At 58.9% G+C, this 23448-nt stretch carries 18 protein-coding genes and 5 pseudogenes; 12 read left to right on the forward strand and 11 right to left on the reverse strand.

The genetic code is table 11. The features are described from left to right. Window positions 1-6 precede the first annotated feature (6 nt). Together NGM99_RS10255 and NGM99_RS10260 are read left to right on the forward strand one after the other, a co-directional pair. A complete protein-coding gene (locus NGM99_RS10255; RefSeq protein ID WP_252818583.1) occupies window positions 7-1242 on the forward strand; it encodes a polysaccharide biosynthesis protein in 1236 nt (411 codons plus the stop codon). Between the two features lie 521 nt (window positions 1243-1763). Continuing rightward, window positions 1764-2585: pseudogene (locus NGM99_RS10260) on the forward strand (IS5 family transposase). A 16-nt stretch (window positions 2586-2601) separates the two neighbouring features. Here the strand turns inward: NGM99_RS10260 and NGM99_RS10265 are convergent. Continuing rightward, window positions 2602-2884, reverse strand: a pseudogene (locus tag NGM99_RS10265) (integrase core domain-containing protein); the annotation flags it as partial. A 54-nt stretch (window positions 2885-2938) separates the two neighbouring features. Between NGM99_RS10265 and NGM99_RS10270 the strand changes: the two are divergent. Continuing rightward, window positions 2939-3121 (forward strand): annotated as a pseudogene (locus tag NGM99_RS10270) (IS3 family transposase); the annotation flags it as partial. Window positions 3122-3152: 31 nt separating this feature from the next. Here NGM99_RS10270 and NGM99_RS10275 read toward each other — a convergent pair. Beyond that, a pseudogene (locus NGM99_RS10275) lies at window positions 3153-3576 on the reverse strand (transposase family protein); the annotation flags it as partial. Between the two features lie 202 nt (window positions 3577-3778). Next, window positions 3779-4489 (reverse strand): acylneuraminate cytidylyltransferase family protein, encoded by a 711-nt coding sequence (locus tag NGM99_RS10280; protein WP_252818584.1) that lies wholly within the window; start codon window positions 4487-4489, stop codon window positions 3779-3781. Window positions 4490-4693: 204 nt separating this feature from the next. Here NGM99_RS10280 and NGM99_RS10285 point away from each other — a divergent pair, with 204 nt between their 5' ends. After that, entirely contained in the window at window positions 4694-5758 is a 1065-nt protein-coding gene (locus tag NGM99_RS10285; protein ID WP_252818586.1) for a nucleotidyltransferase family protein, read from the forward strand. A gap of 325 nt (window positions 5759-6083) precedes the next feature. Here NGM99_RS10285 and NGM99_RS10290 read toward each other — a convergent pair. Together NGM99_RS10290 and NGM99_RS10295 are read right to left on the reverse strand one after the other, a co-directional pair. Then, a pseudogene (locus NGM99_RS10290) lies at window positions 6084-7266 on the reverse strand (IS3 family transposase). 128 nt (window positions 7267-7394) lie between these two features. Next, the gene (locus tag NGM99_RS10295) at window positions 7395-8846 is read right to left on the reverse strand and encodes a mannose-1-phosphate guanylyltransferase/mannose-6-phosphate isomerase (protein ID WP_252818588.1); all 1452 of its coding nucleotides are present in this window, start codon (window positions 8844-8846) and stop codon (window positions 7395-7397) included. Between the two features lie 293 nt (window positions 8847-9139). On the opposite strand from NGM99_RS10295, the gene NGM99_RS10300 reads away from it, so the two are divergent. From NGM99_RS10300 to NGM99_RS10320, 5 genes are all read left to right on the forward strand, one after another. Further along, window positions 9140-9385, forward strand: coding sequence for a hypothetical protein (locus NGM99_RS10300; protein ID WP_252818589.1), 246 nt, complete (start codon window positions 9140-9142; stop codon window positions 9383-9385). Beyond that, window positions 9382-9777: a hypothetical protein gene (locus NGM99_RS10305; protein WP_252818591.1), complete on the forward strand. Its 396-nt coding sequence runs from the start codon at window positions 9382-9384 to the stop codon at window positions 9775-9777. The genes NGM99_RS10300 and NGM99_RS10305 overlap by 4 nt, the downstream gene beginning before the upstream one ends. 63 nt (window positions 9778-9840) lie before the next feature. Further along, window positions 9841-10155 carry a hypothetical protein gene (locus tag NGM99_RS10310; protein ID WP_252818592.1) on the forward strand — a complete coding sequence of 105 codons (315 nt, stop codon included), beginning with the start codon at window positions 9841-9843 and terminating at the stop codon, window positions 10153-10155. 521 nt (window positions 10156-10676) lie between these two features. Then, entirely contained in the window at window positions 10677-11420 is a 744-nt protein-coding gene (locus tag NGM99_RS10315) for a sulfotransferase family 2 domain-containing protein (protein ID WP_252818594.1), read from the forward strand. 1025 nt (window positions 11421-12445) lie between these two features. Beyond that, on the forward strand, window positions 12446-13174 hold the full coding sequence (locus NGM99_RS10320; RefSeq protein ID WP_252818596.1) for an LssY C-terminal domain-containing protein: 729 nt from the start codon (window positions 12446-12448) through the stop codon (window positions 13172-13174). A gap of 131 nt (window positions 13175-13305) precedes the next feature. Here NGM99_RS10320 and NGM99_RS10325 read toward each other — a convergent pair whose 3' ends face one another. Then, window positions 13306-14211, reverse strand: coding sequence for an AraC family transcriptional regulator (locus NGM99_RS10325; RefSeq protein ID WP_252818598.1), 906 nt, complete (start codon window positions 14209-14211; stop codon window positions 13306-13308). Window positions 14212-14309: 98 nt separating this feature from the next. Between NGM99_RS10325 and NGM99_RS10330 the strand changes: the two genes are divergently transcribed. Next, window positions 14310-15065, forward strand: coding sequence for an SDR family oxidoreductase (locus NGM99_RS10330; RefSeq protein ID WP_252818600.1), 756 nt, complete (start codon window positions 14310-14312; stop codon window positions 15063-15065). Window positions 15066-15155: 90 nt separating this feature from the next. On the opposite strand, the gene NGM99_RS10335 is transcribed toward NGM99_RS10330, so the two are convergent. Beyond that, complete coding sequence (locus tag NGM99_RS10335) at window positions 15156-15563, reverse strand: DUF2000 family protein (RefSeq protein WP_252818602.1); 408 nt, start codon at window positions 15561-15563, stop codon at window positions 15156-15158. A 150-nt stretch (window positions 15564-15713) separates the two neighbouring features. Here NGM99_RS10335 and NGM99_RS10340 point away from each other — a divergent pair, with 150 nt between their 5' ends. Further along, entirely contained in the window at window positions 15714-16163 is a 450-nt protein-coding gene (locus NGM99_RS10340; RefSeq protein ID WP_252818604.1) for an Lrp/AsnC family transcriptional regulator, read from the forward strand. Between the two features lie 434 nt (window positions 16164-16597). Here NGM99_RS10340 and NGM99_RS10345 read toward each other — a convergent pair whose 3' ends face one another. Genes NGM99_RS10345 through NGM99_RS10360 form a run of 4 tightly spaced genes read right to left on the reverse strand, consistent with a single transcriptional unit; the run spans window position 16598 to window position 21801 of the window. Continuing rightward, entirely contained in the window at window positions 16598-17680 is a 1083-nt protein-coding gene (locus tag NGM99_RS10345; protein ID WP_252818606.1) for an ABC transporter ATP-binding protein, read from the reverse strand. A 33-nt stretch (window positions 17681-17713) separates the two neighbouring features. Then, a complete protein-coding gene (locus NGM99_RS10350; protein ID WP_252818608.1) occupies window positions 17714-19078 on the reverse strand; it encodes a M24 family metallopeptidase in 1365 nt (454 codons plus the stop codon). Between the two features lie 30 nt (window positions 19079-19108). Next, on the reverse strand, window positions 19109-20623 hold the full coding sequence (locus NGM99_RS10355) for a M81 family metallopeptidase (RefSeq protein ID WP_252818610.1): 1515 nt from the start codon (window positions 20621-20623) through the stop codon (window positions 19109-19111). Window positions 20624-20640: 17 nt separating this feature from the next. After that, the gene (locus NGM99_RS10360; RefSeq protein ID WP_252818612.1) at window positions 20641-21801 is read right to left on the reverse strand and encodes an ROK family transcriptional regulator; all 1161 of its coding nucleotides are present in this window, start codon (window positions 21799-21801) and stop codon (window positions 20641-20643) included. A 315-nt stretch (window positions 21802-22116) separates the two neighbouring features. Here NGM99_RS10360 and NGM99_RS10365 point away from each other — a divergent pair, with 315 nt between their 5' ends. Then, a complete protein-coding gene (locus tag NGM99_RS10365) occupies window positions 22117-23403 on the forward strand; it encodes an ABC transporter substrate-binding protein (protein WP_252818614.1) in 1287 nt (428 codons plus the stop codon). The last annotated feature ends 45 nt before the right edge of the window (window positions 23404-23448 follow it).

Consider the following 23448-nt stretch of genomic DNA (forward strand, 5'->3'; position numbering starts at 1 on the left):
ATCTAAATGACGATACCCACTTCTCCACTTCATGCAATCGCCACCGGTCGCGATGGTTCAATGTTTGAAGCCGACATCGCAGCTCGAGCCGTCGAGGTGGCAGAGGCGGTAGGTGGCCGACGCATCCTTGCGGTTGGCGGAGCTGGGTCGATTGGATCTTCAACCGTTCTGCAATTGGCGCGACGGAGACCCGACGCGTTGCATATCATCGACCAAAACGAAAACGGCCTTGCCGAGCTCGTCCGCCAGTTACGCTCACAGCCCCAAACTTGGTCAGCGCGTGACTTCCAGACACTGCCGATCGACTATGGTTCGGGTGCCATGCGCCATTTCCTCGCGAGCCAGAAGCCCTACGATCTGGTCCTTAACTTCGCGGCCTTAAAGCATGTACGCTCGGAGAAGGACCCCTTCTCGACGCTGCAGATGTTCGAGACAAACCTCGTCAAGCAGGCGCGATTTATGGGTTGGCTGGCAGAGACTGGCTTTGCGGGTCGCTTGTTCACTGTCTCCACAGACAAGGCCGCCAATCCGTCTTCGATGATGGGTGCAAGTAAGCGCGTTATGGAGCACATCTTGTTTAATTCAAGTGTCGCCGCCACCTTGCAAGGCCCTAAGACTTCTGCACGCTTCGCCAATGTAGCATTTTCAAACGGTTCTCTGCTGCAAGGTTTCGAGAACCGCTTTGCGCGCGGAGAACCTCTCGCTGCGCCACTCGACACGCGACGCTATTTTGTCTCTCTGCAGGAGTCAGGAGAGTTATGTGCTCTCGCCGCGACTATAGCACCAGACCAGGCCGTTGTGATCCCGAAGCTTAATCCCGAAGATCACTTGGTACTCCTTCATGAAATTGCTGAGAAATTTCTTCGGCGGCACGGATTCGAGCCGGCCGCCTATACGGATGAGGCAAGCGCTTGTGCTAACGTTGCTGCAGAGCGGATGAAGGGCCGCTGGCCACTCCTCTTAACCGCACTCGATACCGCTGGTGAGAAGCCGTATGAGGAATTCACAACGGCTGAAGAGACCACGTTTGAGATCGGCCTACCAAATCTGCGTGCCGTACGATACGCACCCGCTGAAAGGAGAGCTATCGATGACGCGATTAGACTGGCTTCAGACATGTTGAATGCTCGATCTGATGAAGGGCTTGATAAGGGTCATTTAAAGCAACTTATTGCAGCGGTAGAACCAAGGTTTTTACAAACCCATCGCGACGCCGCGGCAAATCTCGATCAGCGCCTTTAGATACAGAAGGTCAAAGAGTGCGAAATGTAACGAGCAAAAGCCCAAGGTGTGGGGAAATCAGCCGCTTTCACCTGCTAGAATTCTGAGGTGAAAACGTCTGGATGCGAAGAAGATTATCCATTTTCTTAAGACATTCTCTCCTCTCGCGTATCAACCAACCTCTATAGATTTCCTGCCTTGGCAATTTTCTGTCTTCCCCGGGCACTCGTTGATTTTTGGCATTTCGTTGCGAGCATCCAAAAAAGTTCGATGGTCATCTAGGTGCGACCGAACGTTCATGATCAATCCATCAGAAACTCGTGGGCACTTTTACTAACTGCTCCGTATTCTAACTCTTCTCTCTATATATTCGCCATACCTATTTATGTCATGTACCACGCTCACGATACCGCGACAGCAATCAAGCGTTAGAGCGACAATCTGAACACCGAACTTGCTGCGCTGGCTACATGCTTAGAGCCTGTTTGGAAAACCATGTTTGCTGGATTCCTCTGCGAGACCGGCTGTGATCCAAGCTCTGGATGTGGACACCAGAGCAGCGGGGCCGAATGGCCAAGATCGCGAAAGACGAAGCGCTACCCGTTGGACCTGACGGACGAGGAGTGGCAGCGGATGGCGCCCTTGATGCCGAAGCCCGGGCGGCGCGGGCGGGCGCGCGAGATCGAGTTTCGCGAGGCGATCAACGCGTTGCGCTATCTGGTGTGCTCAGGCTGCGGGCGGCGGATGTTGCCGGTTCATTTCGGGAATTGGCGCACGGTCTATGACTGGTTCCGGGAACTGGCCCGGGTATTTTTGTTCCAGACGATCCACGACATCGAACTGATGCTCGATCGCGAGCGGGCTGAGCGAGAGGCGAGTCCAACGGCAGCGGTCGTGGATAGCCAGTCGGTCAAGGCTCCGCACGCTGCGGCAAGGGATTGCGACGCGAACAAGACGATCGTTGGGCGCAAGCGCCACAGCGCGGTCGACATTGACGGAAGCCTGCTGATAGTCAATCTGACCCCGGCCCACATCGCAGACAGCGTCGGTGCGATGACCGTTCTCGACGCGATCCGCAAGCCATGGCCCTGGCTCAAGCATCTCTTCGCCGATGCCGCCTACGACCGCCGCAAGCTGATGGACAAGGCCGCCTGGCTCGACTTCGTCGTCGAGATCATCCGTCGCCGTGACGGCACCGAGAGCTTCGAGGTCCTGCCCGGCGCTGGGTCGTCGGGCGGACTTTCGGATGGATGATCCGCTGGCGGCGCCTCGTGCGAGACTACGAGCGACGCATCGACGTCTCAAGGGCAACGATCCTCGTCGCAATGGGTGCAAACCTTAAGCGAATATATGCCCATCCCTGAAGTTCCAAACAGGATCTTAGGTGTTAAGTCCCGGCATTTGGTGGACCGGATTGATGATGAACCGGTCTGGCTCTGATAACCAGATCCTGATGATGTATTCGTAGGATGTGAGGCCACTGAGCGCCTTCAACCGGCGACCGAAGTTGTAGGTAGCCATGAAGTTGGCGAGGTGCGCTCGAAGCTGGTCGTGGCTCTCGTAATGCAAGCGTTTGACGGTCGCCTCCTTGATCGTCCGGTTCATCCGCTCGCGCCTCGCCCTTAGTCCAAGGATGGTTCGGCTTGGTGAAGCGGTGCTCATTACCGTTGGCTTCGCAGATCATGTCGAAGCGCATCTGGCGCGACCAGGCGGTTCAGCAATGAAGAGCTTCTTCTCACCGCTGAAGACCGAACGGACAGCCAGCAAGGTCTATCGAACCCGAAACGAAGCGCGTGCCGACGTCTTAGATTACATCGAGCGCTTCTACAACCCGCGCACGCGGCATTCGAAACTGGGCTACATCAGTCCCATGGAGTTCGAAGCTAGCGTTATGCTAGCTAAACCCGCTGTCCGCGAAACCGGCAGCGGCTCACCTCAGCAATATCGAGGTGGAAAAGCCGATCGGGTAACGTTTGAAGCGCTGTCGCTTGGGCTTGTCGCCTTCGATTTCCGGTAAGCGGGAAATGCCATGCCGCTGGAGGCAGCGGTCCAGCGCTGATCGGGTCAGGTGCGGGATCGTCGGTTGCAAGGTGTCGACGCAATCATCCAACGGTAGAAGAGTGTGCCGGCGAGACGCGACAACCATTGCCTCCTTGGCCTCACTCAGTGTGGTGGAGCGTGGCTCCTTCGGCCTGGTCTTCAGGTCCTCCAAAGTCTGACGCTTACGCCACTTGGCCACCGTCTTCGGGTTGATACCGGCTCCCGGCTCAGCGTCGCGAGCGAAGCTTGCGATCGCTGTATTGCGGCTCGGATGGCGTGCGTGGTCGTGGCGCTGCCATGACGAACCTGTCCCATACGGTTTCCTTCCATTCCAACGAAAGGATCACACCATCAAACCTTGGAATCAAACACCTAACGCACCGGCTGCTTCGCCAACTAGCAATCGTTATGATCAATGCATCGTAACAGCAGCTCATCTGATTGCCGATAGTATCCTGAAGGGTCATATTCCACGCCAGCCTTCTACCGAATGAGAGGACGACTGTCTGTGGACTGATCAAGATGCCGTACGCTGCCTCATAAGACTCTCAGCACGCAGGAAGTCTGCTTCCGTATCTATATCTACGGATCGAGTATCTGGCATAATATGCGCAACAACATCAGTAGAAAGCACAGCCTCACGCTCCCGGAATGTTCGAGGGCGGATTACGTACACGGCTCCGTTGACAACGTGTAATTGATGCAGATCTTGAGATCGTTGATAGCCAGTTGTGGGTGGCATGAAAGGCGTAGCCTTACCATTTAGGTCGATTTTGAACATATGGGCCGGGTGATGGGGCGCTGCGGAAACGGTAATTCCACAATCAGCCCCCGTATCTTTAACAAGGGTCACGATTGCGTCGATATCCTCGCTCAAGCGAAGCGGTGACGTCGGTTGAAGTAAGCAGAGCAAGTCTGGAATTTCACCTGTTTTGTCCTCCAACCAGTCAAGGGCGTGAGCTATTACCGAGACATGCGAAGAGTTATCTCCGGATAATTCTTGTGGTCGCATGAACGGCACTTCGCCACCGGCTGCCTTTGCCGCTTCAGCAATCGCAGGATCATCCGTTGAAACGATCACACGGCTAATTGACTTGGCGCCTTGAGCGGCATCAACTGTCCAAGCGACAAGAGGGCGCCCAGCCAAAGGGCGGACGTTCTTACCCGGCAGACGTTTTGAGCCACCCCGGCCTGTGATAAGCGCGACGCATGTATCGCCTCGACTCATCGCATCGTCTCCCTCTTCGCGGGCTTAAGTCTAGCATCGCACTTCCTCACCCCATCGCACTTCCTGATCAATCTGTCGACCCAAAGACGGACTACCCGAACGCAGTAAGCTGACAGCTAGATTCGATGCGCATGGGCATTGAATGTTGCGTTCTACGGCTCCTTCAGCCATGGGTGGCACTTACTTTTGCACTAGGGTGAAAGAATGCGTGAACTACTTGGTGCGATATGCCTCAAGCCCAATCAGCTGGTCTCCGATGCAGTTGCGTGCATTGAAGCGAGCGGTGGCGAAATCGCCCTCGTAATAGACGAGCAAGGTAGGCTTCTCGGAACGATCACCGATGGCGATATCCGCCGAGGGTTGCTGCGCGGTGTAAGTTTGGAAACCCCAGCCCTTGAAGTTACGAACCAAAGCCCACGAACGGTGCGCGAGGGTACGCCACGTTCGGATATCCTGACACTTCTTCGGCGCGAGCAAATTGGTCAGGTGCCAGTACTTTCGAGTAAAGGCATGGTGATAGATGTTCTTTTCGCCGACGAGCTCACTCACCCCTTATCTGAAGACCATACAGTAGTGATTATGGCAGGTGGGCTCGGCACACGGCTGCGGCCGATAACAGAAACTATACCCAAGCCTATGATCCCGGTGGGAGGGCGGCCCATCCTTGAAATTATTATCGAGCAATTTGCTCAACAGGGTTTTCGCAAGGTCACTCTTTGCCTGAATCATTTGGCTGAAATCATTCAAGATCACTTTCAGGATGGGACCCGGTTTGGCGTACAGATAGAATATGTCAGAGAGAGCAAACGCATGGGCACTGCTGGCGCTTTATCGCTGCTTAGCCCCGCTCCTTTACAACCCATGATAGTGATGAACGGCGACATTCTTACTTCGGTAAATTTCAATCAATTACTTTCATTCCATCGCGAGAATGACGCGATCGCCACAATGGGGCTTAATCGTTATCAGTATCAGTTACCATACGGCGTCGTTGATGTGCATAAACATCACATAGAACGCTTCACTGAGAAGCCAGTCTATGACTTCTTTGTTAATGCCGGTATTTATGTGATCAGCCCGGCAGCCCTCAATCTGGTGCCACATGACATTTTTTTCGATATGCCAAGTCTGTTTGAACTCGTTCCAACGAGTCAACGCGTTGCTTTCCCCATACATGAATACTGGCTAGATATAGGGCGCCACAACGATCTTGAGAAAGCTACTCAAGAGTACATACTACATTTCGGAAATACAAAATCATCATCATAACGGTTGAAATTGAACTCTTGTATGAGGCAGTTAGGATACTTCACCGAACGTCTCTTGTCCAAGTTGTAGATTGCGGCCCGCTGTTGACAGTCGTGTTCATTGAATAGGGTTTGGCAGTTCTCTCCAGAGCAGGGAAAACCTGACGTTTGGACGAGCGGTTGATCCCATACTCTCGCGGTTAAGATTTTTGTCAGGAAAGGTGAACTCCTAGAGCAGTGGAGGGCAGGCTCCGCCTGACGCCCACCTGTCGACAGACGATTAGTGTAGCCCGTGGGTTCTAGAGGCCACCTGATCGCCCCCCCCACTGGGTAGTACGGATTGAATGTTAGTTCATGGTTGGTTTTGGTGCCATGATGAGCTTGGCCGGCAGAGCTGGTCGGGTCAGCGCACCCGGCGAAGCAGCCAACGAGGGTACGAACACGTCGGGTTCTGGGGTTTGTAGCCCAGCGAGCCGTGAAGCTGAACGGTGTTGAAGCGCCTTCGCCAACTCTCGATGATGATCTAGGCCTCGTGCAGGCTGCGGAACACCTCGCCATCGAGCAGTTCGTTGGGCAGGCCAGCGCTGAACCGCTCTACAAAGCTGTTCTCACACGGGCTACCGGGAGCAATGTAGGCGGTTTTGGCACCCACGCCCTTGATCCACACCTGCACGCTCTTGGCGACGAACTTCGGCCCGTTGTCGGAACGAACATGCTCCTGAACACCGCGTGAGGCACGAACAGGTCCGACAGCACGTCGATGACGTCATGGGCCTGGAGCTTTCGCGCCACCCGGATCGCCAGACACTCGTGGGTGAACTCGTCGATCACGTTCAACATCCTAAACTTGCGCCGGTTGTGGGTACGGTCTTCCACGAAGTCGTGGCTCCACAAGTGAGCCCGGCGCTCCGGCCTGAGCTGAATTCACGAGCCGTCGTTGAGCCAGAGCCGCCCACGCTTGGGCTGCTTGGCAGGGATCTTCAGCCCCCCTCGGCGCCAGATCCGCTCGACGCGCTTGTCGTTCACCACCTAGCCCGCATCGCGAAGCGGAGCTGAGATCTTTCTGTAGCCGTGAACCCCCATACCGTCAGGCCAGCTCGAACAGCTCAGCTGTGAGCTGCTCTTCGTCGTCGGTGCCCCGCGGCACTTGGCGCTGTATTGAGCGATGCTGTCCGAGACCACGGCAGACGCGCCGCTCCGACAGGTTCAGCACTTGAATGACATGCTCAATACAGGCGCGCCGGCGATCGGGGCGAGAGTGTTTCCCCTTGCCGCCTTCGCCAAGATCAGCTTGTCGAGCGTGAGATCGGCAACTGCTTTTCGCAATAGCTGGTTCTCCGTATTAAGCTCTGTGAGCCGCTTCACCTGGTCAAGGTTCAGCCCACCGGACTCCTTTCACCAGCGATAGTAGATCACTTCTGTCACGCCGATTGAGCGAACCGCCTCCGTCACCGGCCTACCTTGCGCCGTCAGCACATCAACCTGCCGTAGCTTCGCAGCGACCTCTTCAGGCTTGGATCGCTTGGCCATCTTCCGTCCTCCTTCAGTCTCTCAAAGCGATACTTCAGGGCCAACCAGTTCAATGGGGAGGATTAGTCTCCCGTTTCGCACCACGAATCTGCCAAAGTAGTGCGACATGCCTTCATGCATTTGAATGCTCACTCGCGCGCGTAGACGTCCTCGATCCTAATGATATCGTCCTCACCCGTATAGCTTCCAACCTGCACTTCGATTAGCTTGAGCTCGATCTTGCCGGGGTTGGCAAGCCTGTGAGTGCAGCCAATGGGAAGATAGGCGGCCTCGTTCTCATGGACGAGCTTGGTGCTGCCATCGACAGTGACTTCTGCCGTGCCATGAACCACGATCCAGTGCTCGGCGCGATGGTGGTGACGCTGCAGGGAAAGCTTTCCGCCTGGCTTGACGCAGATGTGCTTGACTTGGAAGCGGTTGCCCTGGTCGATGCTTTGATACCAACCCCAGGGTCTGTGATGCCGCCGATGCTCGGACGCTGCTCGGTGTCCCTTGGACTTGAGTGTCGCCACCATATCCTTCACGCGCGCCGCCTGAACCTTGGAGGCGACCAGGACGGCATCCTCGGAGGCCACCACCACGACGTCGCTCAAGCCCACGACTGCCGTCAGAGGCCCCTCCGAGCGCACGAGGCTATCCCGGGTGTCGATGACGAATGCGTCGCCCTCGATCACGTTGTTCTCTGCATCCTTGGCTTTAACCGCGTGCAGAGAGCCCCACGAACCTACATCGCTCCAGCCGAAGGTAGCGCGCTGCACACCGGCACGCGTCGTCTTCTCCATGACGGCGTAATCGATCGAAATCTGAGGCGAGGCCGCGAAGCTTTCTTCATCCAGGCGGATGAAGTCGAGATCGCGGCGACTTGCGGCAACACTTTTCCGGGCTGCCTCGACGACGTCAGGTACAAAGACCTGAAGCTCATCAAGCATGGTCTTGGGCGCGAAAGCGAAGTTGCCGGAGTTCCAGAGGTAGCCATCCGCGAGATACTTTTCGGCCGTCGCTCGGTCCGGCTTTTCCACAAAGCTGGAGACGGCGTAGGCGCCGCCTTCGCTTGTTCCAGATGACTCGAGACGTTCCTCCGCGGGTCTGATGTAGCCATACTCGGTGGAAGGCTGATCCGGCACGATCCCGAGCGTCATGATCCGGCCGGCAGAAGCGAGCTCACCGATCGCTTGAACATCCGCCCGGAATGCATCGTCATCCGTAACTACATGGTCGGCAGCGGTTGCGAAGCATATCGCTTCGTTGCCGCCCCGCGCCTGCGCCAGTACCGCACCAACGGCGACCGCCGGGCCTGAGTCTCGGCGCATTGGCTCTAGAACGATGTCCGCCTCCACCCCGATCGCGCGAAGCTGCTCGGCACAGATAAAGCGAAAGGCATCACTAGTAATCACGACCGGCCGTCCGAACCCTTGGCCCACGACGCGCAGGACGGCCGCCTGAAACGTCGACCGCCCCCCGCCTAAAAGCGCGATGAACTGCTTAGGCATCGTATCGCGCGACACAGGCCACAACCGCGCTCCCGAACCACCGGCCATGATCACGGGTATGATGGTTCTTCCAACGTGCTCTTCAGCCAATGATTGCTCCCACGCCAGGACGACTCACAGCATTCGCCCAATCAACCGTTCTATCTTGCATGATGCCGTAAGGTGGCAAGCTACCCTTTCAGTCCACCACCAGCACGCAGCATGTCGTCGCGGTCGTATCGGCCCTTCCGCCCACACAAAGCGCAGGCCACCTCGACCTTGAGGCTGGGGTAGGACTTCAGGGTGTCAGCGACTCGGCTCATGAGAACATAGTAGGAACAAATGCCTTGAGCGGGCAATCCCGACTCGCTTACGTTCGCGAACATATCCACGGAGAGTATCCCATGGTCGTGCGCGCAATGCCTGCCGAAATCATCAACCTGCCCGACTTCGAGACGGACATGACAACAGTGGCCCGGCTGATCCGCAAGCACCGCGGCACAGTGAAGCTGAACTGCCCGCATGATCAGGCGCTCGATCGCCTATTCGACGCTCTTCTTGCCACGCTGCGCGATGTCACCGGCGAACCGATCCCGCCATGGGCGGAAGACGCGGCCTTGCGGAAGGCTAGACGCGAGCGGAAGGCATGACTGAGGAACGCTTGGAGATCCGCCACTACGCGCTGTGGACGGCTATTGATGATCTTGCCGTCCAAGTGAACCTCAGTCCGTCCGCCCTTGCCATCCACGCTGGGCTGAACTCATGCACGCTGAACCGTTCCAACCGAACTCGGGGCGGCACGCTCCATTGGTCGAGCACAGCGACGATAGGTGCCCTCCTGTCGGTCACGGAAACGAGCTGGGGCGAGTTCGGGCACCTTGTCGATCTTATCGAGCAGGCGCAGCTCAACCAGATTGTAGAAGCGCAGAAGAAGGCCCGCGAAGTCGGGGGGACAACGCGGGCTAAGGGCGAGCGAGCAAGTACGGGAAAGCTCGCCAGGTCAGAGTGTCAAATGATATTACGCAACGGAAGCGAAAGCTAGCCGTGCGGTTAACATATGATAGCACAAAGAGTTTGCTATCAGGCGAGGGACCAAGTCGCCATCATGACCGCCGACGACACCGACAGTCTGCATGCCTTTATCACCGAACTCATCCGCGCGGCGAACGAGATCGAGCGCGTGAGCATTCAGGAACGAGGTGCCCTACTCCGCCGAGCAGCCATCACCATCCGTCGGTTCGAAGGAGAGTCGGGCGAACTAAATGATCGAGCCTCGGTCACTGACCTTATCGATGGCTCCTTGCTTCCGCGCGTCATCCGGGCGCGCGCCAAGTCGAGCAGCCGGGCCGCTGCGAGCGGAACGGTGCGGTCCATAGTCTTTCCCCAACTTGATACAGGTGAGTGCGACGCGCTGTTTTGAGCGTCACCTTGCGGTTACTCGGGTTGAACTCCCCACTCGTTCGAGTAGCTAAGTGTTCCGGTATCGAACTCGGTCTAACCCCTTCATCGAGTTGCCAGCATTCAGCGCACCATCGAGCGGTTGGGGGTGAACCTCTCGGTCGGCCCGACACCCACTTCCGGTGGGGTGGTGTCGGGCCGTTTTCGTTGCTCCGTCGACAACGGAGGTCCATCGGAGACCATTTCTATCTTCAGTCTTGAGTCGCGCGACATGACGAACGCGGCGTCACATTCCAGGCGACACGGAATGTCGCTTTACCGATGGTGGATTTGAGCCGGCGCAGCTATCTGCACGCCGCCTCCCATGCTCCCTGCAAAGATCGTGGGTTCAGCAACCCCGGCTCGGCACTTGCGTCTCTACCCCCGAGGCTTGTGCCGAGCCGACAGCGCCTGAATAGAAACTTGTGTTCGCCCTGCGCTCAAACCCGCGCAAAGTGTCTCGGACCTTGCGTTAGCGGTGGAAATTCTTTCTACGCTTGCTGCATGATCGTATCGCATCAGCATCGCTATGTATTTGTCCATGTCCCAAAGAATGCGGGGACGACAATTGCAACGCATCTAGCGAAGTATCTCGGCCCACGAGACCTCATGCTCGGGTCTTGGACTGAAGCTCTAGCAGGCGGTGCGAAGCTCAACCGGCGCATGACGAACATTATCTTACGCAATCGCTCGCCGTTTTCAGTGATACGAAGCGCAGTCCGCCGACGCAGCATCGCAAAAATGCTCGACACTGCAACCAAACGTCATTTCTCGAACAAGCTTTGGGATCACTCAAGCTTGGCTGAAATTGAAGCACATGAAGCTTTCGATGACGGTGCGTACTTCAAGTTTTGCGTTGTCCGGAATCCGTTCGAGCGTCTTGTCTCGCTCTACAATTGGAGATACCGGAATTTCGAGCGCCGCCCATCTTTTTCGACGATGCTTCGGCTGATTGATGACGGTTGCGCCGACATGCATGGGATCAACTGGCAGACTTGGGACCTCTACACGCGCGACAACAAGATTGCCGTCGATTTCGTAGCGCGGCAGGAACAGCTTGCTGCCGACTTTGGAACTATATGCTCTCAGATCGGCATTCCGTACCAGCCTGAGAACCTTACCCGCGAGAAGTCGAATGCGCCTAAGAACCATGTGGCAGCTTCATACTACAAGCCGGGCGATCGAGAGATCGTCGAGCGCGTGTATGCAGACGAAATCGAACACTTTGGCTACCGCTTCCCCAACTAACGCATGAGCTGCGGAAGGCATCGCCCGCTAGCACGAAGCCTTGCGGCAGGTCGAACGCCTGCGCTCAGGTAAAGCCCGGCAAGATGGTGTTCATGTCGGTTGGCATGGCGATCCCATGGTGAGTAGAGCGATGAGCATCGTGTTATCGATTGCTCAACTGCGTCGACGGTCAGGTCCGGCGTTAAGGAGGTCCAAACCCTCGGCGTCAGACTGCTTAGGTTCCTTCACGGCTACCAGTTACGTTGTGGCCTGCCCCCCGAAAAGTTCTCTAGTCCAAGCCTGCGAGCGGCCATGGCCGGCAATAGTGCCGCCGGCCTCGTCCATCAGCACCGGCACGGTCCAACCCCACTGAGTGATCGAGGCTGCAATCTGCGCAACCTGTTGCTGACTATGGGTTCGCGCGTTCCTGGCATACGGGATCAGGGAAGCAACCGCATGCCGCTCGACACGGTCGGTAGGCTAGGCTTGGACTCCAAGCGCATGCTGATCAGACATTGAAAAGCGGCTCAGTCATGGGCGTCCAAAACGAAACGAAACGCGACAAACAGGTCTGGCGCTAGCACGATGTCGGGGCCGGCCCGACCCGCATGACCCCACACCCCCAACAGAAGGGGCCCGTACCGGGGGCGGGGTGGAGAAGCGTGCTGCTCTGCCAAGTCTCGCACAGGGCAGCGAGAAGCTGTTCGGCCACGAAGGGATGGGCGGGGAGTAGCATGCAGACTGCTCGGCGTTGGCAGGCTGCAGTGCAGCGATGGTTGCCATCGCCTGCGCCCTCAGCTCTGCATCAGCATGATCGTGTTCCATGCCCTGTAGACTACCAGATCGCCTAAATCATCGTTATCTCGACAGGTCTTCGATCGTTTGCGCATGAATACGCAGACACGGACATGAGTGGTGATCTACTGCGTTCCACAGTCCGTGACGCGCTATTCCAAGAACCAGGAGCCCATCACCTGAGCCGCCTGTCGAACCGTCTACAGCGTGTGCTGCTCCTGATTGTGGCAAGCCTCCTGGTCTGGCTTGTGATGGCATATCTGCTCTTACCCTTCGCATTTCGCCACTACGAGCATCAGCAAGCGCTCGGTGTTCTGCCGATGGTGACTCAGACCGCAAACGGCATGGCAGGCGATCCGTTCAACATCGGTCTTGTGGGCACACAAAGGCAGGTTGTCGGTGTCATGCACAAAGCAGGTTGGTTTCCGGCCGACCCTGTGACGCTGCGCACCAGCATCGAGATCATCGGCAGCGTTCTGCTTGACCGCGCTTACGCAGATGCGCCTGTCAGTCCGCTCTTCTTCGAAGGACGCAAGCAGGACCTCGCCTTTGAGAAAGCCATCGGCCGCAGTGCTGATCGGCGCATGCATGTCCGCTTCTGGCAGGCTCTGCGCAAGGGCCGCGAGGGACGCCCTGTGTGGCTCGGCGCTGCCACTCTCGATAGCGGCGTCGGCTTCAGTCATTATACGGGCGAGGTCACCCATGCCATTGCGCCTGACATCGACGCCATGCGCGACACGCTTTCCACACAGCTCGCCGAGACTGAACTGATCACCGAGACCTACGAGGTGTCTGGCATCGGACCGACGCTCTTTGGCCGCAACGGTGAGGGCGACCGCTACTGGACCGATGGGGAGATCACGGTGTCCGTCATCGCCGTGGATGGCGAGACGGGCACCAACCCACCCGCAGTCTTATCCAAACCGCCGCTTATCGATCTCAAGGACCGAGCCTGGCAGACAGTGATGACACCGAACTGAGCGGGTCTGCGACTGGGCGCGTGCGCGTTGGTGTCGCGATTGGCAGCGTGCCGGATTGTCCGTTCCGACTCCTTCTACGTCATGGAGTTCCTATTCTCGAGCGTCTCCAAGCGGACATGATCTTGGCAGCTCTAGCCGGCCTCGACGCTGTTTTGACGTGCGAACCGGATGGGTGGCACACCCACGAACCGGGTGAACGCGACACTGAAGGCACTGGCGGATCCGTATCCGACGGTTTCAGCAATCTCCTTCACTCCGCCGTCCCCTTGCCGCAACATGTTCCTGGCAAGGGCCATCCTCCACGACAGGAGGTACTCCATCGGCGGCACACCAACCTCCTTCCGGAACCTGTCGAAGAACACCGAGCGGGACATGGATGCCTCTTTCGCCAATCGTCCTACCGTCCAGCCGTGACTGGGATTACGGTGGATGCAGCGTATGGCGCTGCCCAGCCTGGCGTCCGCCAGTCCCCGGAGTAGTCCCGGCGGAGCAGTATCGTCCGACGCGGCCCGCAATGCCTCGATGAGCAACACGTCGAGCAGGCGCCCTATGACCATCTCCCGAGCGGGCCTATCGTCTCGCGCCTCGTTCCTTACGAGTTGCACCAGTGTGGCGACCCGCTTCAGCCCCCGAACGTGGATGAACTCGGGAAGGAGGGACAGGAGCAGTTCGGCATCGGGCGATCCGAAGGCAAGGCGGCCGGCCAGCATGCGCACGTCCGCGGGTCCTTCCAGATCGCCGTGCCTCATCTCGTCATCCAGCATGGAATGGACTGACTGCCCTTTGGGTGGACCGCCGTCGAGGCTGCTCATTGTGAAGTCACGAGCCGCTGGAACGAGCACGAAGTCGTTCTCCTTCAGCTCCAGCTGCGGACGTCCTTCCAAGGACAGCAGCACGCCTCCCTCCAAGATCGCGCAAAACAGGGGATCGTTCGTCACCGACACGTCGATCCGCCACGACCCCGCGCCACTTGCCTGCTTCGAGAAGGGCAGGCTTGGCTGGAGCAGTGCCACCACCTCGGCGAAGGGATCAGTCATTTCTGGACGCTCGCGAATGCTATACGGACTTGCGATGATAGGAAGTCTGGATGACGGCGTCCACATGTCTCCCGTGCACAAGCACGAAAGGAGAAACCATGAACACCGTCCTCATCACAGGCTGCTCGTCCGGCTTCGGGCTCGACATTGCCAAACATTTCCTCGGGCAAGGTTGGAGGGTCATCGCGACCATGCGCACGCCTGACGAGAGCGTCCTCCCCGCTTCGGAACACCTCCGCATCCTGCCGCTTGATGTCCGAAGCGATGAGAGCGTCAGGCAAGCAGTCGAGGCAGCAGGCCCGATCGACGTTCTCGTCAACAATGCGGGCATCGGCTGGTTGAACGCTCTCGAAGGCACGCCGATGGATATCGCGCGAGACATCTTCGAGACCAACACGATCGGGACCATGCGGACCATGCAGGCCGTCCTGCCGCAGTTCCGCGAACGGCGGTCGGGCAAAATCGTGAACGTGACTTCGACGGTCACGGTGAAGCCGCTGCCGCTCCTTTCTGTGTACACGGCCAGCAAGGCGGCGGTGAATGCCTTCACCGAATCCGTCGGAATCGAACTCGAGCCGTTCGGCATTGCTGTTCGCATCGTGTTGCCAGGCCTCGCGCCCGAGACGAGCTTTGGCAAGAATGCGTTCGGTCGCATTGAGGGCGCGGGCGGATTTCCAGAGCCCTATGCGGACTTCACGAACGCGACAGTCGAAAAGATGCGGCAGCACTCCGGTCCGGTCACCAGGTCGACTGATGTTGCAGAAGCCGTCTGGCGCGCTGCAACCGACCCAAGTTGCCCGATGAAGCTTCCGGCCGGAGCCGACGCGGTGGCCGCGGCCGACTGGGACGCCTGAGACCGTCCTGTTGCGCCAAGCGCTATGCAGACGAAGATGGCAACGGTCACAAAGGGTAGGAGCAACTGGATGAGGCCATCGACAACGCGCTCATGGATGCAGCCTTGCGGTCTTGGTCGCCTTGTCGACATCCTTCCTTGAGCCTCGGATCGCGATGCCTACAAGGTCAGGAGCCTCAAGCGGCTCAGCCTTGAATGCCTCGCGGTTCGCCGCGTCGTGGCCCGTTGAGAACATCGCTCGGACATATACCGCCGTCAGGAGACCCTTCTCCGCTGCGATCCGATGGGCGCGGCGGAGATCATTCAACCCGGCGGCGAAAATCAGCATCGGTTGTCCGAGGAGGCTGGCGAACTGGCGTCCTCGAGCATCTACGTAGGGCTCACCCATGGCCTCCGGTGCTGCCGCGGCGATGCCCGTGGCAAGGAACGCGGTGACGTTCAGCTTCTGCCAGGTTGCAAGATCGTCCAGAACCAAAATGGCGATTTTCGTATCGAACATGCTTAACCTTCGGCTAGCAACATAAACAGAATGCCAGATATGATTAGATGGGAAGGTGATAATGCCGAAAGCCATTCGGCAAAAGCAGGGATCGGCGCGTTGAAGGAAGATACGAACCGCATTCGCCCGAAGCATGCTCCTCCAGCTCGCTTGGACGACAAGGACCGAACGCTGTTAGGCCTGCTTGCCGAGGACAGCACCCGCAGCTACGCCGAGCTCGGTAATCTCCTCAACCTTTCTCCTCCAGCCGTCCACGAGCGTGTAAAGCGCCTGCGGCAGGACGGAGTTATCAAGGCGAATGTGGCGATCCTCAACGGAGCCAAGATTGGAAGGCCGCTCCTGACATTCGTCCATGTAGACACGACGAGCTGGGCCGTAACGCGCCACTTACTTGTCCTGAAGGAATTACCGGAGGTAGAGGAGATTCATACGGTGACCGGCGAGAGCGCGATGCTCCTCAAGGTGAGGACAAGGGATACGCAGGCGCTTGAGGACCTTTTGGAACGGATCCACTCCATCGAGGGCTTCAAGGGTACGAGGAGCTACATTGCTCTATCGACCTACCTTGAGCGCGGGCCGAGCCCAGTGGCAAGCGAATGATGATGACTCTCGCGCAAAGCGGAATAGCAGTTCATGGGCCATGGCTGGACTGTCGGGATTTGGTGCATATTCTTTAACAGCCGACAATCCGCATTGGACCCGATCTGGGTCATAGATCGCCCTGTAGGTCATTTCCGAAGGCGGACGTTTCCTTCCTTGAGACTAACAAGTCACCAAGTGTGACAGGATTTTCGGCGAGACTATCTCGCACATGTCGCCCCCTCATTGACCAGTCCTCCATCGCATCGATGGTGGGTAGGTTCTTAAGGTCAAATTCCATACGTGAAACAGAACTCGACGAAATTAAAGTTCACTATGCCCACAAAGGAAACACGTGCGCTCCAGAAACTTTGGCGCACGGCATTCAGCGGCTGGGCATCATTTCGTCTCGAGCCTCAGGCTGAGCGAGTTTCGAACAGCGGCGCGCTTTCGCGTCACCCCACGACCCTTTCCGTTTCCGGGTCGATCAGGTGGATATGCTCCGATTGAACTTGCAGCGGCAGCTGTGTGCCCGGACGCAATGTGTTGCTTGGCGGAAGGCGTGCAACCGACGCTTCGCCTGCGAGCTTGAAGTGGACCAGGGTCTCCATGCCCAAAGGTTCGACCATGGATATGGTCACAGGCGCCAATCCTCCCGCACATTGGCGGAAGTGCTCGGGCCGGACGCCAGCCAGCATCGGCTTGTCCCGGTGCGAAATGAGTGTTGCCTCATTCTTTTGCGCGAGCGGCAGCAGGTCGCCAGTGGAAAGGCGGAAGGCCGGGCTTCCCTCATGAGCCTCGATGCGGCCGGGGAGGAAGTTCATGCCGGGTGAGCCGATGAAGCCCGCGACGAATTTCGTGGTCGGCGCCGAATAGAGCTCCTGCGGTGGGGCGACCTGTTCAATGCGGCCCTTGTTCATCACAACCACCCTGTCGGCCAACGTCATGGCCTCGATCTGGTCGTGAGTGACGTAGACAGTGGTCGTCGGAACCCGCGCATGCAGGTCCTTGATCTCGGTGCGCATCTGGACGCGCAATTTGGCGTCGAGATTGGATAGCGGCTCGTCGAACAGAAAGACGCTCGGCTTGCGGATCAACGCACGGCCCATGGCGACGCGCTGGCGCTGACCGCCCGAAAGCTGGCGCGGCTTGCGTTCCAGCAGCGGCTCGAGACCCAGGATCGCTGCGGTTTCCGCAACCCGGCGCCTGATCTCGTCACGCGGCGTGCCGCGCAGTTTGAGTCCAAACGCGATATTGTCGGCTACGGAAAGATGCGGGTAGAGCGCATAGTTCTGGAACACCATCGCAATATCGCGATCGCTGGGCTCGAGCTCGTTCACGCGCTTGCCGCTGATGCGGATCTCACCATCGGTGATGTCCTCAAGCCCGGCAATCATCCGCAAGGTTGTGGACTTGCCGCAGCCTGAGGGGCCGACCAGCACGATGAATTCGCCGCTTGCCACATCGAGATCGATGCCATGCACGGTGGCGAGCTCGCCATAGGACTTGAACACCTTGCTGAGAGCGAGCTGGGCCATGACGGTCTTCCTTTCAGAGCGCGAGGGAGCGCATCAAGCCTTGGTGAGGAGGTGGCTGCTTTTAAGCCAGAAGGGCGGCACGCAAAGCGGCGTGGATGACAGGGGCAGGATGTTGCTCTTGATGGTGATGCCAATCTGATCGCGCACGAAAGCACGGCGCGCCTCGATGCGGGCATGGGTTTCGGGATGCTTGGCCTTGAGCTCCGCACGCAAGGCCTCATCGGCAAAGAACACCGGATCTTCCGAGTTGAGTGCCCAGTTGCCGGGCATCGGCACGGGAATGACGTCGACCTGGAACGCCATGCCTGAAGCGAGCGTCTCAGTGGAGCCGGGGCGCACCGGGCTGTGGGTCCATTCCTCGTAGCCTGTCAGGTGGCCAGGATTAAGGGCGGAGCGCAGGTTTCCTTCGGCGAGCTTGGCGGTAACGGCCTCGTAAAGCGTGCCGCCCGCCACACCGATATCGGCGGTGTCGTACCATGTGGCCAAGCCTTCGAAGTAGGCGGATGCAATTTTTAGGAATTCCCCGTTCTCTTCATCGAAGAGCCCCGCGCGCGAGGCGAGTGCACCCCACATGCCCACAGCCGTGGTGATGCCGTCGCCGCGCCCGATCTTGCGTCCGTTCGCGCTGCGCAAGCCGATCACCGTTTCGCCCGGTGAAGCGGAAGCAAGCATCGTGTGCACGTTGAGGGGCTCGGCCGCATAACCCATCCGTGCGGCGGCCCGGAACTCGTCGTCGCCTTCGCGTGCACCCGAGACGATGCGCCAGACGGCAAGCGAGGCACGTGTCGCGGCCCACTCGAAAACGGCAAGCTGATCGGCATCGAGCTTTGCCATCAGGCCATGCCCGGGATGAAACAGCACCGCGGTCACGTCGCGCACGCTGCCAGATTCACCCACCGCGCGACGCAGCATGGCGAGATGGACGGCCGGCACGAAGAAGGCGTCCGACAGGTCCTCATCCTCTTCCGCTTCGAGATATTTCCAGCCCACCAGACCGATGCTGTCGCCTTGCTTGATGCCCGCATCGCGGAAGCGGTCGATGATCCGGGGAAAGCGCGATCGGTCCTGACCCATCAGGCTCAGCGATTGCGCGACCAGAACTTCAAGCCCGGGCAGGCCGGCAAGCGGCGCGTAGGATTCCGACTCGTTGCCCGTCAGCAGGACACGGCGGTCACCGGGTCCGAGCAGGAGAAACGCTTCCTCGAAACGCGGCTCGAAACCCGCAAGGTAAGTAATCGCTGCGATATGCTCGCGGTCGGCATAAACCACCAGCCAATCGGTGCCGGCCTTGGCATAAGCCGCGCGCACGCGTGCCTCGTAGATTTCGGCCGGAATGCGCGGGGCCTGATGCGCTGCCCCGAAATCGGGGATCGTGATGGGTTTCAGTTCAACACTCATCGAGAAATCTCCTGAAAGGTGCAGACCACGTTATTCGTCACCGTAAAGACCCTGCTCAGGGCTCCACGCGAAATCGCGGTCGAGGGGATAAGTGGGGCGTGGCAGCGCCTTGCGGTCGAGCCGCGTCATGTCGAGCTGTGAGGTACCGTCGCTCAAGAGCAGGATATGGCGTGCCGCGATGTCTTCCAGCTGCGGATGCAGATAGCCGAGTTTGACGACGCAAGCTTTATGCGCAGTCGGATCAATACCCATGGCCTCGAAATGCGCCAACGTGGTGATGCCGATCGGCTGCGCATGAAAGCTTGCGAGAACATGACCAATGCGCACCAGCGCCCAGGCGCTTTCGCGTGAGCGGTAAGGCTGGAAGCCGCCGAGTTCGAGATACTCGCCGCAGGCCACCACACGGGCCGATACATTCCACGCGGTCTTCGGTCGTGAAAGATGCTCCGATCCAAGCGTAATCTGGACATCGGCGCCCCTTCCCGCTCCGACGAGCTGGGCGACCGTCTTAGGTGCAGTAATGCCGAGGATCACAACGCCCCGCACCTCCGGGTCCTGCAGCGCCGCCTGCAGCACGCTCGTGAGATCGCCTGCCGCGCCCGCGGTGGTGTTGTCGCCAGAATCGGAGACGAAAACTGGTCGTTCTGCGCATGTCGCGGCACGGTGCAGGCCTTGCGTTACCTCGGCCGTTTCCATGCGCAGCCGAAACTCCGCACGCTGGTCCCAGATCGCTTGGCCGAGTTGCATGGCTTCCCGCCGGGCAAGAGCAGGGTCGCCTTCGCTGACCACAATTGCGGTCGCCGCTGTCCACGGCCGATCGTTCCAGGCGAAACCGACAAGAATATTGGCTTCCATGATGCCCGCTTTTTCGTCGTAGCCGGGCAGGCTTCCATAGAGCTCGCGCGCCGGTGTGGCGGCGGTGACGGCCGTCTCACCGGGAATCAGGATCGGCACGCTGACGGCGGCCTTCTTCGGCACGATTCCTTCGCGAATGACACGGAGTAGCTGATCGGCCGCGCGGTATCCCGTCTGGCGATCATCGCGGTGAGGCGCCGTGCGCAGCACGCTGAACACTGTTGCGGCATCGAGTAGTTCCGGTGTCATGTCTCCATGCAAATCGAGCGAAAGCCCGATCGGAACATCGGGCCCGACAAGGTCCCGGATGGCGACCACAAAATCGGTGTCCGCATCACGATCCAGTCCCTCCACTTCGAGAGCGCCGTGATTGACGACAAGCACACCACTGAAAGGCCCGTGCTGTGCGAGCAAGGCAAGTGCTTGCTCCTTCACATCCCTGTAAGCATCGGCAGCGAGCGGTCCGCCAGGAAGCGCGGTCGCCCATTGCAAGGGCGCGGCCTCCACATCAGCGTCCTCGGCAATGCGCTGGAGCATGCCTCGCACCATCCAGAGATCGCCGTCGCGCATCTGTTCGGAGGAATAATGCTGAACCGCGGCACGGTCGGTATGCAGGGGCGAGTCGAGCATGATCTCGATCGACAGACCGACGATCGCGACGCGCGTGCGGCTTTGGCTCTTCTGGGTCATGGATTGGAGGAACTCTTTCAGGGAAGTACGCTGGGCCCTTCGAGGCCTGTGACGCCATCAAGCGCGAGCGCGATGCCGCCGAGATAGGGCTGATGGACTGAAATCTCGGAAAACAGCAGGCGTGTCGCCTCGGCCATCCGGGGATGCGCAAGTCGGCCGATCGCGTGCTCCAGCGCGGGCCGGATGAAGCCTTCCGCGCGGGCCATGTCGCCTCCGAATGCGACGACGGGCGGGTTGAACGTGTTGATGAGGCTCGCCACCGCCGAGCCGAGAATGGCACCGGCCTGTTCGAGCACTGCCAGCGTCACCGGCTCACGCTCGCCCGCTTGCAACATGATCTGATCGAACGAGACGACCGTATTGCCCATGGCGGCACTGATTTCGCGGCAAAGAGCCGGTGCAGACAGGTAGGCCGAAAGGCAGCCGGCAGAGCCGCACGAGCAGATGCGGCCCTGCGGCACAACCTTGAGGTGGCCGAGTTCGCCGGCAAGCCCGTTCATGCCGAGATAGGTCTCGCCGTCGAGAAAGAGCGCGCCGCCGACGCCGGACCCCGAAAAAAGGTAGATGAAATCCTTGACGCCGATGCAGCTGCCGAAAAGATGCTCGGCGGTGGCTGCCGCCTTGCCGTCATTGCCCACGTAGAGCGGCGTGCTGATTTCCCCGGCCAAAAGATCGAGAACGGGAACATCGCGCCAGCCCAGAACGGGAGCATGCAGCAGGGTACCGTTCCGGTCGATGAGCCCGGGCAATGAAACGCCTACGCCCAGCAGCTCAGCCTGTCGGTCACTCATATGGAGCACCGTTTCGATACCCTTGGCGACATGCTGCGCGAGTTCACCGACCTGCCCGCCGAAGCGCGTTCGGTGCTGGGCGATCGGCAAACCATCAAGGCCGCTCGCCACGAAGATTGTTTCCCCCAGCTCCACCTGAACGCCGACCAAGAGCCCGCTCTGCTGCGAGATTGCAAGCGCCTCCGATGGCCGGCCGGGCCGGTTCTCGCCCTGCTTGGGCGCGCGAACAACCAGGCCCATGGCATCGAAGCGATTGATCACGGAGGAAACGGTCGACTTGTCGAAACCAGTCTTCTCGATGATGTCGCGCTGCGAGATCTGCGGCACCAGACGGATGCAGTGAAATATCTCGTTGGCGTGGAAGCGTCGTGTGAACGAGCTTTTCATGTCCGACCCTCCCATCAATTTAATCTCGAAACAAGAAAAACATGTCCGATAATATGTTGCCGTGTCAAGCGTCGACTCGGATGCATTTTTCCAGCGAACAGATGAGGAATTTATATATGCCCGTTAAATCAGCGGTTTGTTGTGACTTCCAATGCCCGCAAGCAAGGAGCAGCCGGAGGCGGATCAGGCACATCCGCAAAGATTCGCATTGACAGACCGAAAAATCGCCGCCAGTTTTTCTTTTACAAAGATAAATCCGGCTACGACACCGCGGTGGTGTTCGGCCAGGAGCGAAAGCGGGAACAGGAGAAGATTATGAGGCGAATTCAGAAGTTTGCCGCCGTACTTGGCGCGCTTGCTGCAGCGACGGCGCTGGCCGGCTCGGCACGGGCGCAGGAAAAACCCGAAATCTGGCACTACTACGCGGCAGGCTCGGAAAAAGCCGGGATCGACGCCCTGATCGATTATGCAAACAAGCAAAACCCCGATAACCCGGTCGGCCAGCGTGTCATTCCTGGAAACGTCGTGGAACTGCGCCGTCAGTTGCAAACGGCCCTTCTCGGCGGCCAGCCGCCGGCAGCCTATCAAAGCTCAATGGCGTCGGAGCTGAAGACATTCGTCGATGGTGGCCGTCTCCACGACCTTTCCGCCGTCTGGGCCGAAATCAAAGGCGATGAGATATTCCCCGAAGGCATCCAGCGCGTCGTCAAGATCGGCGGCAAGCCTTACGGCATTCCTTTCGATCTCTCTCTCATCAACAACGTCTTCTATAACAAGGCGATCTTCGAGAAGATGGAGATCACCCCGCCCGCGAATTGGGACGAGCTGGTGGCCGCCTGCAAGACTTTGCGTGAGGGTGGGGTCGAGCCGCTGGGCAATGCCGGTGGTCCCTTCTGGAGCCTCTACAACTTCTACGCCCCGCTCGTTTCTACCGTCGGCGTCGACGGCTACTACAAAATCGCCAGCGGCGAGATGGGCTTCGACACGCCGGAGTTCCGCAAGGCGCTTCAACTCTACCGGGACACAATGGTGAGCTGCTACGCCAAGAACTGGAGCGGCAAGACCTGGACGCAGACCGCCGATGACGTGGTCAACAACAATACCGGCATGTTCATGATGGGCATCTGGGCTTCCGCCTACTTCAAGCAGGCCGGCTTTGCGCCGGGCGAGAAGTTCGATGTCTTCCCCGCACCCGGCACTGATGGCAAGGTGATCTTCCAGATGGATGCCTTCGCGGTTCCCGAGGGACCGGAAGCGACGGTGAAGGCCGCGGAAGGCTTTATCCGGGCGGCAACCTCGCCGAAGGGGCTCGAATCCTTCGCAGTTCCGAAAGGCTCGCTTGCCCCGTCCACGGCTGTTCCGGCCTCGATCTACGACTATGCCGGCAAGAAGTTCGCCGAGCAGTATGCTGCGGCCTCCAAGGCGAACGCGGTTCTGCCCAACCTCTTCTTCCTGCTGCCGACCAAGGTCGGCACCGAACTCGGCAACCAGATCGAGCGCTTCGCCATCGACCCCTCCGAGAGCACTGAAAACGAGGTGATCAGCACGCTGGAAGCCTTGCGCCAGGAAGCTCTCGCGGAAGAAGCCTACACCAAGTGGTGATGGCCTAGGAGACGGCACGCCGAAGCTCCCTCGGCGCGCCGTCCC

The sequence above is a fragment of the Mesorhizobium liriopis genome, from assembly GCF_024053505.1.
GTDB classification, from domain to species: domain Bacteria; phylum Pseudomonadota; class Alphaproteobacteria; order Rhizobiales; family Rhizobiaceae; genus Mesorhizobium_B; species Mesorhizobium_B liriopis.

What these genes read in the sequence shown, in the direction of transcription:
- NGM99_RS10315 (WP_252818594.1), top strand. Translation starts at nt 10,677, where the DNA reads ATGATCGTATCGCATCAGCATCGCTATGTATTTGTCCATGTCCCAAAG.
- NGM99_RS10355 (WP_252818610.1), bottom strand. Translation starts at nt 20,623, where the DNA reads ATGACCCAGAAGAGCCAAAGCCGCACGCGCGTCGCGATCGTCGGTCTG.
- NGM99_RS10280 (WP_252818584.1), bottom strand. Translation starts at nt 4,489, where the DNA reads ATGAGTCGAGGCGATACATGCGTCGCGCTTATCACAGGCCGGGGTGGC.
- NGM99_RS10285 (WP_252818586.1), top strand. Translation starts at nt 4,694, where the DNA reads ATGCGTGAACTACTTGGTGCGATATGCCTCAAGCCCAATCAGCTGGTC.
- NGM99_RS10330 (WP_252818600.1), top strand. Translation starts at nt 14,310, where the DNA reads ATGAACACCGTCCTCATCACAGGCTGCTCGTCCGGCTTCGGGCTCGAC.
- NGM99_RS10360 (WP_252818612.1), bottom strand. Translation starts at nt 21,801, where the DNA reads ATGAAAAGCTCGTTCACACGACGCTTCCACGCCAACGAGATATTTCAC.
- NGM99_RS10365 (WP_252818614.1), top strand. Translation starts at nt 22,117, where the DNA reads ATGAGGCGAATTCAGAAGTTTGCCGCCGTACTTGGCGCGCTTGCTGCA.
- NGM99_RS10300 (WP_252818589.1), top strand. Translation starts at nt 9,140, where the DNA reads ATGGTCGTGCGCGCAATGCCTGCCGAAATCATCAACCTGCCCGACTTC.
- NGM99_RS10305 (WP_252818591.1), top strand. Translation starts at nt 9,382, where the DNA reads ATGACTGAGGAACGCTTGGAGATCCGCCACTACGCGCTGTGGACGGCT.
- NGM99_RS10335 (WP_252818602.1), bottom strand. Translation starts at nt 15,563, where the DNA reads ATGTTCGATACGAAAATCGCCATTTTGGTTCTGGACGATCTTGCAACC.
- NGM99_RS10345 (WP_252818606.1), bottom strand. Translation starts at nt 17,680, where the DNA reads ATGGCCCAGCTCGCTCTCAGCAAGGTGTTCAAGTCCTATGGCGAGCTC.
- NGM99_RS10320 (WP_252818596.1), top strand. Translation starts at nt 12,446, where the DNA reads ATGGCATATCTGCTCTTACCCTTCGCATTTCGCCACTACGAGCATCAG.
- NGM99_RS10350 (WP_252818608.1), bottom strand. Translation starts at nt 19,078, where the DNA reads ATGAGTGTTGAACTGAAACCCATCACGATCCCCGATTTCGGGGCAGCG.
- NGM99_RS10310 (WP_252818592.1), top strand. Translation starts at nt 9,841, where the DNA reads ATGACCGCCGACGACACCGACAGTCTGCATGCCTTTATCACCGAACTC.
- NGM99_RS10325 (WP_252818598.1), bottom strand. Translation starts at nt 14,211, where the DNA reads ATGACTGATCCCTTCGCCGAGGTGGTGGCACTGCTCCAGCCAAGCCTG.
- NGM99_RS10255 (WP_252818583.1), top strand. Translation starts at nt 7, where the DNA reads ATGACGATACCCACTTCTCCACTTCATGCAATCGCCACCGGTCGCGAT.